The organism is Streptomyces sp. NPDC048523, from assembly GCF_043199815.1.
In the GTDB taxonomy this organism is placed as follows: Bacteria; Actinomycetota; Actinomycetes; order Streptomycetales; family Streptomycetaceae; genus Streptomyces.
The window spans coordinates 51,089-64,475 of sequence record NZ_JBICWQ010000002.1 but is presented as its reverse complement, the minus strand read 5'-3'; the positions used below and the strand labels follow the sequence as shown (position 1 = coordinate 64,475).

At 71.6% G+C, this 13,387-nt stretch carries 14 protein-coding genes; 6 read left to right on the top strand and 8 right to left on the bottom strand.

The window, feature by feature from the left end; all coding sequences use genetic code 11:
- Window positions 1-2 precede the first annotated feature (2 nt).
- The 3 genes from ACGFWE_RS09225 to ACGFWE_RS09215 all read right to left on the bottom strand — a co-directional run bounded on the left by ACGFWE_RS09225 (window position 3) and on the right by ACGFWE_RS09215 (window position 3,234).
- A complete protein-coding gene (locus ACGFWE_RS09225; protein ID WP_352382666.1) occupies window positions 3-1,946 on the bottom strand; it encodes an ABC transporter ATP-binding protein in 1,944 nt (647 codons plus the stop codon).
- A gap of 182 nt (window positions 1,947-2,128) precedes the next feature.
- A complete protein-coding gene (locus ACGFWE_RS09220) occupies window positions 2,129-2,584 on the bottom strand; it encodes a hypothetical protein (protein WP_393599037.1) in 456 nt (151 codons plus the stop codon).
- Window positions 2,575-3,234, bottom strand: coding sequence for an ATP-binding protein (locus ACGFWE_RS09215; protein ID WP_393599035.1), 660 nt, complete (start codon window positions 3,232-3,234; stop codon window positions 2,575-2,577). The genes ACGFWE_RS09220 and ACGFWE_RS09215 overlap by 10 nt, the downstream gene beginning before the upstream one ends.
- A gap of 269 nt (window positions 3,235-3,503) precedes the next feature.
- Here ACGFWE_RS09215 and ACGFWE_RS09210 point away from each other — a divergent pair, with 269 nt between their 5' ends.
- The gene (locus tag ACGFWE_RS09210; RefSeq protein ID WP_352382661.1) at window positions 3,504-4,364 is read left to right on the top strand and encodes a helix-turn-helix transcriptional regulator; all 861 of its coding nucleotides are present in this window, start codon (window positions 3,504-3,506) and stop codon (window positions 4,362-4,364) included.
- A complete protein-coding gene (locus tag ACGFWE_RS09205) occupies window positions 4,365-4,619 on the top strand; it encodes a DUF397 domain-containing protein (RefSeq protein WP_352382659.1) in 255 nt (84 codons plus the stop codon).
- A gap of 98 nt (window positions 4,620-4,717) precedes the next feature.
- On the opposite strand, the gene ACGFWE_RS09200 is transcribed toward ACGFWE_RS09205, so the two are convergent.
- Complete coding sequence (locus tag ACGFWE_RS09200) at window positions 4,718-6,142, bottom strand: PLP-dependent aminotransferase family protein (protein WP_393599033.1); 1,425 nt, start codon at window positions 6,140-6,142, stop codon at window positions 4,718-4,720.
- A 46-nt stretch (window positions 6,143-6,188) separates the two neighbouring features.
- Here ACGFWE_RS09200 and ACGFWE_RS09195 point away from each other — a divergent pair, with 46 nt between their 5' ends.
- Window positions 6,189-6,668 (top strand): carboxymuconolactone decarboxylase family protein, encoded by a 480-nt coding sequence (locus ACGFWE_RS09195; RefSeq protein WP_393599031.1) that lies wholly within the window; start codon window positions 6,189-6,191, stop codon window positions 6,666-6,668.
- A 78-nt stretch (window positions 6,669-6,746) separates the two neighbouring features.
- On the opposite strand, the gene ACGFWE_RS09190 is transcribed toward ACGFWE_RS09195, so the two are convergent.
- The 3 genes from ACGFWE_RS09190 to ACGFWE_RS09180 all read right to left on the bottom strand — a co-directional run bounded on the left by ACGFWE_RS09190 (window position 6,747) and on the right by ACGFWE_RS09180 (window position 9,741).
- A complete protein-coding gene (locus ACGFWE_RS09190; RefSeq protein WP_393599029.1) occupies window positions 6,747-8,234 on the bottom strand; it encodes a glutamate synthase subunit beta in 1,488 nt (495 codons plus the stop codon).
- 192 nt (window positions 8,235-8,426) lie between these two features.
- Window positions 8,427-8,906, bottom strand: coding sequence for an anthrone oxygenase family protein (locus tag ACGFWE_RS09185; protein WP_352382655.1), 480 nt, complete (start codon window positions 8,904-8,906; stop codon window positions 8,427-8,429).
- Window positions 8,907-9,033: 127 nt separating this feature from the next.
- Window positions 9,034-9,741, bottom strand: a complete 708-nt coding sequence (locus ACGFWE_RS09180) for a DUF2293 domain-containing protein (RefSeq protein WP_393599027.1) — start codon at window positions 9,739-9,741, stop codon at window positions 9,034-9,036.
- 82 nt (window positions 9,742-9,823) lie between these two features.
- Here ACGFWE_RS09180 and ACGFWE_RS09175 point away from each other — a divergent pair, with 82 nt between their 5' ends.
- Window positions 9,824-10,456, top strand: coding sequence for a uridine kinase (locus ACGFWE_RS09175; protein ID WP_393599025.1), 633 nt, complete (start codon window positions 9,824-9,826; stop codon window positions 10,454-10,456).
- Window positions 10,457-10,615: 159 nt separating this feature from the next.
- Window positions 10,616-11,047, top strand: a complete 432-nt coding sequence (locus ACGFWE_RS09170) for a CBS domain-containing protein (RefSeq protein WP_352382649.1) — start codon at window positions 10,616-10,618, stop codon at window positions 11,045-11,047.
- Between the two features lie 22 nt (window positions 11,048-11,069).
- Here ACGFWE_RS09170 and ACGFWE_RS09165 read toward each other — a convergent pair whose 3' ends face one another.
- Window positions 11,070-12,197 (bottom strand): magnesium and cobalt transport protein CorA, encoded by a 1,128-nt coding sequence (locus tag ACGFWE_RS09165; protein WP_352382647.1) that lies wholly within the window; start codon window positions 12,195-12,197, stop codon window positions 11,070-11,072.
- A 265-nt stretch (window positions 12,198-12,462) separates the two neighbouring features.
- On the opposite strand from ACGFWE_RS09165, the gene ACGFWE_RS09160 reads away from it, so the two are divergent.
- A complete protein-coding gene (locus tag ACGFWE_RS09160; RefSeq protein ID WP_352382645.1) occupies window positions 12,463-13,257 on the top strand; it encodes a methyltransferase domain-containing protein in 795 nt (264 codons plus the stop codon).
- Window positions 13,258-13,387: the final 130 nt, after the last annotated feature.

Sequence of the window (13,387 nt, the reverse complement as noted above, 5' to 3'; positions counted from 1 at the left end):
GGTCAGCCCGCCTCCTGGGCGGGCACCTTTGCCGCGAACTGTTCGGCCTGGAGCGTATACAGCTCCGCGTAGACACCACCGGAGGCCAGGAGCTCGTCGGGCGTGCCCGACTCCACGAGCCGCCCCTGCTCCAGGACGTGCACCAGATCCGCGTGGCGTACGGACGCCAGCCGGTGGGTGATCAGGACGACCGTCTGACCGGTGCCGGCCAGGGCGCGGATCTTGTCGAAGACCTCCAGTTCGGCCCGGGCGTCCAGGGCGGCCGTCGGCTCGTCCACGATCAGGATGCGACCGCGCCGGTACGCGGCCCGGGCGATCCCGAGCCGCTGCCACTGCCCGCCCGACAGCTCGTGTCCGCCGCTGAAGTTGCGGGCCAGCAGCGTGTCCAGGCCGCGCGGCAGATCGGCCAGCACCTCCCCGGCCCCGGCCTCCACGACCGCGCCGGACACCCGTTCGTCGGTCAGCGGCACCGACGAACGGCCCACCGCCACATTGACGCGGGCGGTGAACGGCCACCGCTTGAAGTCCTGGGCGACCATCGCCACCCGCTCGGCGAGCAGCTGCCGGTCCGCGTGCGCCGCGTCCACGTCGTCCCACAGGATGCGGCCCCGGTCCGGGGTGTACAGCCCCGCGAGCAGCTTCACCAGGGTGGTCTTGCCGGAGCCGTTCTCACCGACCAGTGCGACGATCTTGCCGAGCGGCAGGGTGAGCGTCACGTCGTCGAGCGCGGGGCGGGTCGTGTCACCCGGGTAGCCGAAGGTGACGTTCTCGAAGCGGATCTCGCGCGGATCGTCCGGGAGCGCGGCCCCGCCCGCCGGGATCGCCCACTTGGCGCCCTCCTCGTGGAGCCGCTGGAGGTCGCCGACGAACAGGGCCTCCTCGTGCAGCGTGTTCATCTCGATGACCAGGGTGTTCAGACTCTGTGAGCCGGTGCGCACGGCGATCACGGCCGTTCCGGCCACCGACAGGGCCATCGCGCCCCCCAGTAGCAGCCCGCCCAGGGTCGCGTACGTCGCCACCGTCGCCAGGCCCGTCCAGGCCGCCGCGATCAGTCCGGTGCGGGCCGCGAGCCGGGCCAGCCGGGCCTGCTCCGTCTCCGCCGTCTCCGCCATCGCGCGGTAGTGCCTGAGCAGGAACGGGCCGACGCCGTGGACCCGGATCTCCGGCGCCGACTCCGGCTCGATCAGCAGGGCGCCGAGCAGCCGGCCCGCCCGCACGTGCTGCACCCAGGTGTGGAAGGACTCGTACTGGCGGCGCGCGATCGTCAGCGCGCCCCAGCCGCTCGGGATCGTCATCGTGACCAGCAGCGGCAGCAGCGCGGGGTGCAGCACGGTCAGCACGCCCGCCGCCGCGATCAGCGAGATCATCCCGTTCACCACGCGTGTCGCGAACGAGATCATCCGGCGGGCCGACGTGGCGCCGTACTGCGCGGTGTCCAGCAGCTTGTGGAAGGCGTGGTCCTCGATCGCGGCCAGCTCCACGGTGGCCGCCCGCTCCAGATACCGCTCGGTCGCCACTCGCTCGACCTTGGGCTCAAGGCGTCCCGTGGCGTACGTGGACGCCGCCCGCAGCAGTGCCCCCACGAGCAGGACGGCGGCCATCGTCACCAGCGCGGGCACGGCACCCCGCAGCCGGTCCTCCAGCGCACCCGTGCCGATCAGCCGCCCCAGCACACTGTTGACGGCGAGCAGGCTCACGGCCTGCGTCAGTCCCCGGCCGACCTCGGCGACCAGCACGATCCGCGCGGCCTGCCGGTCGGCCTGCCAGGCCAGCCGGAGACTCCCCGACAGCAGGGACGGCAACCGCCCCACCATGGCCCGGAACCCCAGCTCCAGAAAGGCGTCGGAGTGCGAGTTCCACCCCGCGTCGTACCGCAACGGCCCCCCGAAGAGCAGCCGCTCCGACTCGGAGACCCCGGGCTGCTCGGTGCCACGCCGTTTCCCCACCGCGGACCTCCCCGATCGTGGACGGGGCAACTATGGCGGGGTGGGCGGCGGGGAGGGAGGGCGCAGAGGAAGGTTTCGCAGCACGCGCGGGCGCACACTTTCGAGCGCCGGGTGCGGTGACCCACTCAGGGGCGCGGGGAACTGCGCGACAAGCCCCCACTCGGCCGCACTCGAAAGACGACCTAACCAGCAGAACTGACCGGCCGGGACCAGACAGGGGTGGTCCCCGTCAGCCGGCACAACGCCAAGTACAACGGTATCGGCGACGTGTACGGCAGCGTCCCCTCGCCCCGACGCACGAGAGAGGGCACCACCGGGGCGTCCGGAACAACCGCCCCGGTGGCGTACTGGGCAGGCGCGGGCCACTCGAGCGCGTAGTCGGAGTCGGCGGGGACGAGCCACCACCAGTGCGTGGCATCGGCGTACACGCACCCGACCCGCGGCAACCGGGACACCAGCTGCTCGGCCAGCAGTACCGGCACTCCCACGGCGTCGCAGCCCAGCGGCACCGTCATCCCCTCCGGCACGGCCAGCTTGTGAGGCGTCCCCGGCGTCCCCGGCGTCCGCAGTCCGCGTCCGAGGCGGACCAGCGTGTCCAGGGTCAGCACCTGGCCGCCGGAGCCGCTCCTCACGCCCATCCGCCCGCGCCCCCGGCTCCGTGCTCGCGAGCTTCCCCCTCGGGGAGGGCTCTGTGATGCTCCTCGGCCTCGTCCCCCTGGCCCGGCTCCCCGGAGGGAACCGGCTTGGGGCGGGCCCCCCAGCCAAGGTCGTTGCGCGGGCCGGGGTCCTCGCGGGGCACGTCCGCCTTGCGCGGCAGCTCCGCCCAGACCAGCAGACCCGGGCCGTGCTCATGGGCGCCCCACGCGTGACAGAGGGAGTCGACGAGGAGCAGTCCCCTCCCGTGCTCCTCTTCGCCGCGCTGCGGGGACGGGTGCGCTTGACCCGGCGCGCAGCCCTCGTCACGTACGGCTATCCGCACCAGGTCGTCGTTGTCGTGCAGCTCGCACACCACACGGCTGCTCGCGGTGTGCACGATGGCGTTGGTCACCAGCTCGGAGACCACCAGGGCGGCCGAGTCGCAGGTGTCCTCACAGACCGACCAATGGGTCAGCCGCGCCCTCGTCAGGCGTCTGGCCTGCGCGGGAGAACCCGGATGCGCGGCCAGCTCGAAACGGAACCGGCGCCGGGCGGCGGCCCTGTCGGGCCCCGGTCCCGCGACACCGAGACCCTGGGGGTGGCCTTCGGTAGCGTCTGTTCCTAAGGGCGGGGACGGAATCACGCTTGCCACTATCGCCCCGTCGTGAACACTTGGCAAGTGTCACTCTGAAAAATGCAGAGTGCTGTGTGACGCGGTGAAGGGCCGTGGCACACTGCTCGCAACAGCATGTTGAGCGGCGCCAGTTGGGATCACCGGAGATCCGTACGCAGCGGTATTTCGCACCCGTACAAATCTTCGAATCAGGTCTTCGAATGGCGCCGCTGGGCTGTCAGCATGCTGGTGGCCGTGATGCCCGTACATGACGTCGACGCCCGTACATGACTCAGTGGAGGTGGAGCGTGAGCGAACCGCGGTCCGCGCCGACGGTCGGCCAGGTCGTCCTCGGTCGGCGCCTGCTGGACCTGCGGGAACGCGCCGGGCTCAAGCGCGAGGAGGCCGCCCGCATCCTCCGTGTCGCCCCCGCCACCGTCCGCCGTATGGAGATGGCCGAGGTGGGGCTCAAGATCCCCTACCTCCAGCTGCTGCTGAAGGCCTACGGCGTCTCCGACCAGGAGGCCGAGGACTTCGTCCAGCTCGCCGAGGACGCCAACCGTCCCGGCTGGTGGCAGCGCTTCCACGACGTGCTGCCCGGCTGGTTCTCGATGCACGTCAGCCTGGAGGGAGCGGCCGCGCTCATCCGCGAGTACGAGCCGCACTTCGTGCCCGGTCTGCTCCAGACCGAGGACTACGCGCGTGGCGTCCTGCGCTCGGGCGCCATCGGCCAGACCAGCCCCGAGGACATCGAACGCCATGTGGCCCTGCGCATGGAACGGCAGGGACTGCTCACCCGTCAGAACGCGCCCCGGTTGTGGGTGGTCATGGACGAGACCGTGCTGCGCCGCCCCGTCGGCGGCCCGGAGGTGATGCGTGCGCAGATCGACAAACTGCTCGAGGCAACGAAGCTGCCCAATGTGACGCTCCAGGTCGCCCCGTTCGCCAACGGGCCGCACCCCGGCACGTACGGGCCCTTCGTGCTCTTCCGATTCGCCGTGCCCGAACTTCCGGACATGGTCTACAGCGAGTACCTGACCGGCGCGATCTATCTGGACGCGCGCGTCGAGGTGGCGACCCACCTCGAGGTCATGGACCGCATGGCGGCACAGGCCGCTACGGCACATCGCACGAAGGAGATCCTCCGGGACCTCCGCAAGGAGCTGTGAATGAACCGCATCAAGCCACGCCTCGCCGTCTACAACGGCATGCCCGCCCGGGAGCTGGGGAGCGAGGGCTGGCACAAGCCGTGGAGCGGCGGCAACGGCGGCAACTGCCTGGAGGCGATGAAGCTCGCCGACGGCCGGATCGCCGTGCGCCAGTCCACCGATCCGGACGGACCGGCGCTGATCTACACCACCGACGAGATGACCGCGTTCATCGAGGGCGCGAAGGCGGGGGTGGCCGACTTCCTGCTCTCCTGACCCCAGTGCTGAATTGATCGGTAGTCACTTAAAGATTGAGATGGACACCATCAAGCCACATCCCGCGCGGATGTACGACTCATAGCTCGGAGGCACACTCACACCCTTGACGGCCCACCCGGCGCCAGTGCCCCGCACAGCGCCTCCAGCGCCGCTCCGTAGGCGTGCTCGGAAGGTGTCGCGTACCCCACGACCAGACCGTCGTGGGCCGGCATGTCCGTGTCCGGGTGGCGGAACTCCGCGAGCCCGTCGAGGGCGACCCCTTGGCGGACCGCGGCCTCGACGGCGGACCGTTCGCTGCCCGGCGGCAGCCGCAGCACCGCGTGCAGCCCCGCCGCGACCCCGCTGACCTCGATGTGCGGCGCGCGCTCGGCCAGCGCGGCGACGAGCCGGTCCCGGCGGCTCCGGTAGCGCTGTCGCATCCGCCGTACGTGACGGTCGTAGGACCCGGAGACGATCAGGTCGGCGAGGGCCAGCTGGTCGAGCACGCTCGCCCAGGCCTCCCGCTCGCCCTTGGCCGCGAGTACGTCGCCGACGTACCGCTCGGGCAGCACCATCCACCCCAGCCGCACCGCGGGCGACAGGCTCTTGCTGACCGAGCCGATCAGAATCACCCGCTCGGGATCGAGGCTCTGCAGGGCGCCGACGGGCTTGCGGTCGTAGCGGAACTCCCCGTCGTAGTCGTCCTCCAGCACCACCGCGCCACGCGCGCGTGCCCAGTCGACCACCGCGGCCCGGCGCTCCGCGTGCAGCGGACCCCCGGTGGGGAACTGGTGGGCCGGCGTGAGCAGCACGGCCCGCTCGCGGGCCAACCGGTCCACCCGCGCGCCGTGTTCGTCGAGGGGGAGCGGCACGGTCCGTACACCCTCGGCCGCGAGCAGCTCCCGGTGGAAGGGCAGTCCGTACGCCTCCACGGCGAGCGGACCGAGCAGCACCCCGAAGAGCAGTCGCAGGGCGTGCGCGAACCCGGAGCAGATGACGATCCGGTTCGGCTCCGTCCGCACTCCACGCGCGCGGGCGAGGTATGCCGCGAGAGCCGCCCTCAGCTCCGGCCGTCCTGCGGGGTCGCCGGGACCGAAGACCTCGTTGGGTGCCCGGTTGAGGGCCCGGCGGTAGGAGGCGAGCCAGGCGGACCGGGGGAAGCCGGAGACGTCGGGGGTGCCTTGCCGGAGGTCGTGGCGGGCGGAACGCGCACGGGGCCGGTGCACGGGCTCCGTCCCGCGTACGGCCGGCTGGAGCGCCCCGGTCCGTTCGGCGACGCGGGTGCCGGAGCCCTGGCGGGCGGTGAGCCAGCCCTCGGCGACGAGTTCGGCGTAGGCGTCGGCCACCGTGTTGCGGGCGACACCGAGATCGGCGGCGAGCGAGCGGTAGGGCGGCAGCCGGGTCCCCGGGGCGAGCCGCCCGCTGCGTACGGCGTCACGCAGCGCGCCGATGAGCGCGGCCCGTCTGCTCCCCGGACCGGAGAGCTCCAGGTGCAGGTCGGAGCCGATCCGCTCCGCGTAATTGACCCATGATTCCGCCACGGAAATGCACCCTACAGCCGGTCTTTCCGCCCCGTAGGTTGAGTGCATGACCACGACGAACACGCACGTGACAGGTACGGCTCGACTGAACCTCGCCAAGGCCGCCCCGAAGGTGTTCCGGGCTCTGGTCGGCTTCGACACGGCGGCCCGTGAGGGCCTCGATCCCGCTCTCGTCGAGCTGATCCAGATCCGCGCCTCCCACCTCAACCACTGCGCGTACTGCCTCCACATGCACACCAACGACGCACGCAAGGCCGGCGAGTCGGAGGACCGCCTCCACATGGTCCCGGTCTGGCGCGAGGCCCGCCATTTCTTCACGGAGAAGGAGCAGGCGGCTCTCGCCCTCACGGAGGCGGTGACGCTGGTGGCCGACGGGGGAGTCCCCGACACGGTCTACGCGCAGGCCGCGACCGTTTTCGACGAGCAGGAACTGGCCCACGTACTGTCCCTGATCCTCACGATCAACACGTGGAACCGGGTGGCCCTGGCGACGGCGAAGGTGGCGGGGACGGACGAGCGGGGGTGAGTGGGAGGGGAGTTCGGTGGGTTCGGTGGGTGGGGGCGGCGTATGGAGCTTCCTTGCACGGGATCCTCGCGCGCCGCCCTACACCGTCATCGGCCGGTCGTACGGCCCGATCGGCGCCGGCAGTCGTGAACTCCCCGTCAGGTAACGGTCGACCGCCGCCGCGACCGCCCGCCCCTCCGCGATCGCCCACACGATCAGCGACTGTCCCCGAGCGGCGTCCCCCGCGGCGAACACCCCCGGCACGTTCGTGGCGAAGCCCGCATCCCGCGCGACCGTCCCCCGAGGCTCCATCGCCAGGCCCAGCTGCTCCACGAGCCCGTCGCCCCGATCCGGCCCGGAGAAACCGAGCGCCAGCAGGACGAGGTCGGCGGGAAGCGTCCGCTCCGAGCCCTGCACCGGGCGCCGCGCCGCGTCCACCTCGACGAGATGCAGCGACCGCACCTGCCCGTCCTCGTCCCCGGTGAAGCGCAGCGTGGACGCCGCGAACAACCGCGCGTCCGCATCGGCCGAGGGCGACGTCTCCAGATCACGGGCTTCCTCGTGCGCCGCCGACAAGCGGTAGATCTTCGGGTAGGTGGGCCACGGCTCGACATCCTCGTCCCGCTCGCCCCCCGGCTGGGCGTAGATGTCCAACTGGGTCACGGAGGCGGCCCCTTCACGCACCGCGGTTCCCAGACAGTCGGCCCCCGTGTCACCCCCACCCACGATCACGACATGCTTCCCGGCGGCCGACATGGGGGACACCGCCAGTTCCCCCTCGCACACCCGGTTGGCCAACGGCAGATACTCCATGGCCTGCTGGACCCCTGCCAACTCCCTCCCCGGCACGTCCAGTTCGCGCCACGCGGTGGCCCCCGTGGCGATCACCACCGCGTCGTACCGCGTCCGCAACTCCGCCGCCCCTACATCCCGCCCGACCGCCGTGGACGTACGGAACTTCGTCCCCTCGGCCCGCATCTGCTCGATCCGCCGCTCCAGATGGCGTTTCTCCATCTTGAACTCGGGGATGCCGTACCGCATCAGCCCGCCGATCCGGTCGTCCTTCTCGTAGACGGCGACGGTGTGCCCCGCCCGCGTCAACTGCTGTGCCGCGGCGAGCCCGGTCGGCCCCGACCCGATCACCGCGACGGTCCGTCCCGAGAGCCGGTCCGGCGGTCGCGGCGGCGTGAACCCGAGCTCCCAGGCCCGGTCCGCGACGGCCGCCTCGACGTTCTTGATGGTGACCGCCGGCTGGTTGATGGCGAGCACACACCCCGCCTCGCAGGGCGCCGGACACAACTTCCCCGTGAACTCGGGGAAGTTGTTCGTCGCGTGCAGCCGGTCGGCGGCCTGCCGCCAGTCCTCCCGCGAGACCAGGTCGTTCCACTCGGGGATGAGATTCCCCAGCGGACACGCCTCGTGGCAGAACGGGATCCCGCAATCCATGCAGCGGTCCGCCTGCTTGGTGATGATGGGCAGCAGCGCCCCGGGGACGTACACCTCGTCCCAGTCCCGGACCCGCTCCTCGACCGGCCGACGGGGCCAGTCCTGGCGCGGGGTGGTCATGAAACCCTTGGGATCGGCCATGGCCGTCTTCCTCGCTCACGCTGGTGACGCTGACGCGTCCGACATGGCCGAGCGTCATCGGGCGGCACTCCTGCGGAACTTCTTTCGGCCACGATACGACTCCTCGGCCACTCGTGCAGAGTGCCTGGTGATCCGCCGGGACAGCGCTTTCACCAGTTTCCCGCGCTCATTTCCCGCGCTCATTTCCCGCGCTCACGTGAGGGCCAGTACGTACGCCAGGGCCGCCGCGCCCGAGGCGAGCGCGCGGACGTGGTTCCACACCGTCCACTCGCGCACGTACGTCGGCCAGTACGCCGTCGCCTCCGGGGTGCCCGGGTCCAGCCTGAGCAGGGCGTCGTTGCGGGGCACGTTCGCCACCATCGTCAGCCCGAACGTGCCGAACAGATACAGCGCGCTGCCCACCAGGAGCTCCACGGTCCCCTCGTCCGGCCACAGCACGAACGTCACCACCGCGATCACCGCGGACAGCACCGCGGAGCCCGCGAACAAGGCCATGAACGGCGGCCGCACCGCGCTCACGTTGATCGCGTTCATCGCGGCGACGCCCTGCGCGGGCGGCAACGCGGCGAGCGCCCTCATCACGAACGTCGAGAACGCGCAGAACACCCCGGCCGCCAGCCCGGTCCCGAGCACCCCGAGCACGACCAGCACGAAGTAAGGCCCATCGATCATCTCCACACCAGCTCCCGCCTGCGGCCCAGCACCACCCGTCCCCACCAGTGAATCCCGCCCCCACCCCTCCGACCATGGCCATTGCGCGCACCCTCATAAGCAACCGTCCATCCTGTGAGCCGGGGCGTCAGCCCGCCTCCTCCCGCACCACCGTCCCCAGCCCCCGCCACCCCCTCAGTACCGCCTCCACCCGCCCCGAGATCCGCCGCCGCGCCTCGTGCCGTGCGACCCCGTCCATCAGCAACGCGTCATACGGCGTGTCCACATGCCGCACGGACGCCACCACCGCCGACACCACCGCCCCCTCCGACAAGGCCTGCCCCGCCGCACTCCGCCCCACCCGCCCACTGCCTCGCAGGGACGCATGCGAGGCGATGGCCCGCGCCCGCTCCTCCGGACACCCCGGAAACAGCCGCGCTATCTCCGCAGCGAACGCCTCCGCGAACCGCACGTCCTCCACGGCCCGCCGCCGCGCGTCCCGTACCCGCCGTCTCCGTCGTGCCTCCGCGTCGGCAAGGCACCGCTCCTCGGCCCGCGCCAGCCCCGCCTCCTCGACGAGGACACCCTGCCGCTCGTAACGCCCCTTGCGCCGGTTGAACCGCACGACGACCGCCGACAGCGCGCTCTCCTCCCGCGACCGACGCGTGAGCGCCGTGTCCCCACGCGGCAGGAACACCAGGTGTCCGAGGTCGGCGCAGTCGAGACACCGCGGCGCCCCGCCCTCCACGACGAGCAGTGGCAACGGCCCGCCCCGGCACTCCGCACAGTGCCGCCTCCGCAACGGCTGGACGACGACAAGTCCGCCACGGTTCGGGGGAGTCGCGAGGCCTGTCATGAGGGGTTCATTCCCCGACCACACCCCTCTCCGCCACCCGCGTGCACCGCGTCCTCGACGTCGGCTGACGCATCATGGCCGTGTGCGACTCGAAGCGATCACCTGGGACCGGCTCGGCGAGCGGCTGGCCGACCGACTCCTCGACCTGAAGCCGGCCGACGGCAGCCCCTGGCCCCGCGTCGCCCTCGACGGTGCCCCGGCTGCCCGCCCGGGCGAACTCGCCCAACGGATCGAGGAGGCCCTGCGGATACGTGGCCGGCCTTCGCTCGTCGTCGGCATGGAGGGCTTCCTGCGCCCCGCCTCCCTCCGTCTGGAATACGGCCACCACGACCTGGAGGCCTACTACGACGGCTGGTTCGACACCGGTGCCCTGTGGCGCGAGGTCTTCGGCCCCCTCGAACCCGGCGGCGACGGCCGAGTCCTGCCCGATCTGTGGGACCCGGCCACCGACCGCGCCACCCGCAGTCCCTACGTCCATCTCCCGCCCGGCGGCGTCCTGTTGCTCCACGGCCCCCTCCTGCTGCGCCACTGGTTCCCCTTCGACCTGACCGTCCACGTCCTCCTCTCCGAGGGCGCCCTCCGTCGCCGTACTCCCGAGTCCGGCCACTGGACCCTTCCCGCCTACGAGCGCTACGCCGACGAGACCGACCCGGCCGGCACGGCCGACGTCCTGGTCCGCGCCGACGACCCCCGCCACCCGGCGTGGAACGGCTGACCCGGCCGATCGGGGCACGGTGGCGTCGCTGCCCGGGCCCGGCCGCCGGCACCGCGGGGTTCCGGGTGCGGGCCCCCGGTGGCGCGGCGAGAATGTAGGGCGCCGGGACTTGCGGTGCCGTCCGCGCCGCGCCGGCCGTCCGGCACCGGGAGGTACTCCATGACGACCGCCGGAGACATCATGCACCGGGGGGCCCAGTGGATCCCCGCCCACGAGACCCTCGACCGCGCCGCCCAGCTGATGCGTGAACTCGGCGTCGGTGCCCTGCCCATCAGCGACGCGAACGAACGGCTGTGCGGCATCCTCACCGACCGCGACATCGTCATCGGCTGTGTGGCCGTGGGCCGCGACCCGGCCGAGGTCACCGCCGGTGAGATGGCCCAGGGCACGCCCCGCTGGATCGACGCGGGCGCCGACGTCACCGACGTCCTGCACGAGATGCAGGCGCACCGGATCCGCAGGCTCCCCGTCATCGAGAACAAGCGCCTGGTGGGCATGATCAGCGAGTCCGACCTGGCCCGGCACCTGACGGACGAGCAGATCGCCGGCTGGGCCGAGAGCGTCTACGCGCGCTCCTCCACCACCCACTGACCCTTCCCGCGGACGGACCCGGTCACAGCCAGCCGTTGCGCCGGAAGCCGCGGTACAGCACACCGCAGGCGACGACTATCACGCCCATGACCAACGGGTAGCCGAAGGTCCAGTGCAGCTCGGGCATGTGGTCGAAGTTCATGCCGTACACACCGCAGACCATCGTCGGCACGGCGATCACCGCGGCCCAGGCCGTGATCTTCCGCATGTCCTCGTTCTGCGCGACCGTCACCTGCGCGAGGTGGGCCTGAAGGATCGAGTTGAGCAGCTCGTCGAAGGCGGCGATCTGCTCCTTGGCGCGCAGCAGATGGTCGGAGACGTCGCGGAAGTACGCCTGTATCTCCGGGGCGACGACCTGGATCGGCCGGGTGGAGAGCTCTTCCAGCGGGCGGCTGAGCGGGGCCACCGCGCGCTTCAGCTCCAGGAGTTCACGCTTGAGCTGGTAGATGCGGCCCGGGTCGACCCGCGCGCCGTTGTCCGCGAAGACGGCCGTCTCGACCAGGTCGATGTCCGACTGTATGGAATCGGTGACGTCCAGGTAGTCGTCGACCACATGGTCCGCGATCGCGTGCAGCACCGCGGCCGGTCCCTTGGCGAGCTGCCCGGGGTCGGACTCCAGCTCCTCGCGCAGCGGGCCCAGTGACCCGTGGCTGCCGTGCCGCACCGTGATCACGAAGTCCTCGCCGACAAAGACCATGATCTCGCCGGTGTTGACCACCTCGCTCGTCGCCGTGAGTTCTTCGTGCTCGACGTAGCAGACCGTCTTGAACACGGCGAACAGCGTCTCGCCGTAGCGCTCCACCTTCGGGCGCTGATGGGCCTCGACCGCGTCCTCGACGGCCAGCGGGTGCAGGTCGAAGAGGTCCGCGATGCCCTCGAACTCATGGTCCGACGGCTCGTGCAGGCCGAGCCAGACGAAACCGTCGCGGCTGCTGCGCACCCGCTCCACGGTGTCGACCAGATCACCGTCGACCGGGACGCGGGCCCCCTCCTTGTAGGTCACGCAGTTGACGACGGAGGTGCCCAGCGGGGAGCGGGCGTGGTGGCTCAGGTCGACGCGCGGGCGCCGCCGGGCCAGCCGGGCCACCTTGCGCAGGCCGCCGACCCTGCCGAGGCTCGTGACCTTTCGCAGATTCCCTGCCATGGACATCTGGATCTCCTCGTGTGGATCTCCGTGCGACGCGCTTCTGCGTCCTGGCGCGCCAGTTTGCCAGGTCGACGCAAGCGCCGGGTGAGCCTGTGGACAGGGGAGGTCCCGCCCGGTTCCCGCCTGTGGATAACCGGTCCGGACCGGCTTCGGTGCCGGTCACCCGACCGACGGACGGCATCTCTGTCTTCGTGTCTGTCTTCGTATCTGTCTTCGTAGGAATCGCGTCGTCCGCTTCGGACCGCCCGACGACTGGGATCATCGCGCCATGACACGACCCGACGGGTATCTCCTCGACAACCAGCAGGCGGAGGCGAGGGAGCGCTTCGACGCCTTCGCCACCCTCTTCGACCCCACCACCTTCCGGCACATCGAAGGATTCGGCATCGGATCCGGCTGGCGCTGCTGGGAGGTCGGCGCGGGCGGCACGTCCGTGGTGTCCTGGCTGGCGAAGAAGGTCGGCCCGACCGGAAAGGTCGTCGCGACGGACATCGACACCACGCTTCTCACAGCGGCCGCCCGTCCGCCGGTGGACGTACTGGTCCACGACGTGAGCGCCGAGGAACCCCCCGGGGAGGGCTTCGACCTGGTGCACGCCCGGCTCGTCCTGGTCCATGTGCCGGACCGGGAACGGGCCTTGCAGTCGATGATCAACTCCCTGCGTCCCGGCGGCCGGCTCCTGCTGGAGGACGGCGACCCCGCCCTGCAACCCCTGACCTGCCCCGACGAGTACGGCCCCGAGCAGCAACTGGCGAACCGGCTGCGCCAGGGCTTTCGCCGGCTGCTCGCCGACCGCGGTGCCGACCTCTCCTACGGCCGCACCCTCCCGCGCCTGCTCCGCGAGGCCGGCCTGCGTCAGGTCGCCGCCGACGCCTACTTCCCGCTCGCCTCGACGGCCTGCGCCGCCCTCGAGTCCGCCACGATCCGCCAGATCCGCGGCCGGCTGGTCACGGCGGGCCTCGCCACGGACGAGGACATCGACCGCCACCTCGCCAACGTCGCCACCGGCACCATGGACCTGGCCACGGCCCCGCTGATCTCGGCGTGGGGGCGCAAGGCGTAGCAGTGGCAGAGGAGCGGAAGTCGGGGCGCCGGTGGCCGGTCGGGAGCCCGGAGAGGCGCCCGCCGTCAACGGCCGCCCCGGGTGTGCGTGACGCGTGTGCGTGACGGCCGTCGATCCCGTCCGGTCGGAG

Bases quoted from the DNA above. Each gene is read 5' to 3' on its own strand.
- ACGFWE_RS09220 (WP_393599037.1), bottom strand. From the start codon at position 2,584: ATGGGCGTGAGGAGCGGCTCCGGCGGCCAGGTGCTGACCCTGGACACG.
- ACGFWE_RS09205 (WP_352382659.1), top strand. From the start codon at position 4,365: ATGAACCGCATCAAGCCACGCCTCGCCGTCTACAACGGCATGCCCGCC.
- ACGFWE_RS09195 (WP_393599031.1), top strand. From the start codon at position 6,189: ATGACCACGACGAACACGCACGTGACAGGTACGGCTCGACTGAACCTC.
- ACGFWE_RS09190 (WP_393599029.1), bottom strand. From the start codon at position 8,234: ATGGCCGATCCCAAGGGTTTCATGACCACCCCGCGCCAGGACTGGCCC.
- ACGFWE_RS09185 (WP_352382655.1), bottom strand. From the start codon at position 8,906: ATGATCGATGGGCCTTACTTCGTGCTGGTCGTGCTCGGGGTGCTCGGG.
- ACGFWE_RS09180 (WP_393599027.1), bottom strand. From the start codon at position 9,741: ATGACAGGCCTCGCGACTCCCCCGAACCGTGGCGGACTTGTCGTCGTC.
- ACGFWE_RS09170 (WP_352382649.1), top strand. From the start codon at position 10,616: ATGACGACCGCCGGAGACATCATGCACCGGGGGGCCCAGTGGATCCCC.
- ACGFWE_RS09165 (WP_352382647.1), bottom strand. From the start codon at position 12,197: ATGTCCATGGCAGGGAATCTGCGAAAGGTCACGAGCCTCGGCAGGGTC.
- ACGFWE_RS09160 (WP_352382645.1), top strand. From the start codon at position 12,463: ATGACACGACCCGACGGGTATCTCCTCGACAACCAGCAGGCGGAGGCG.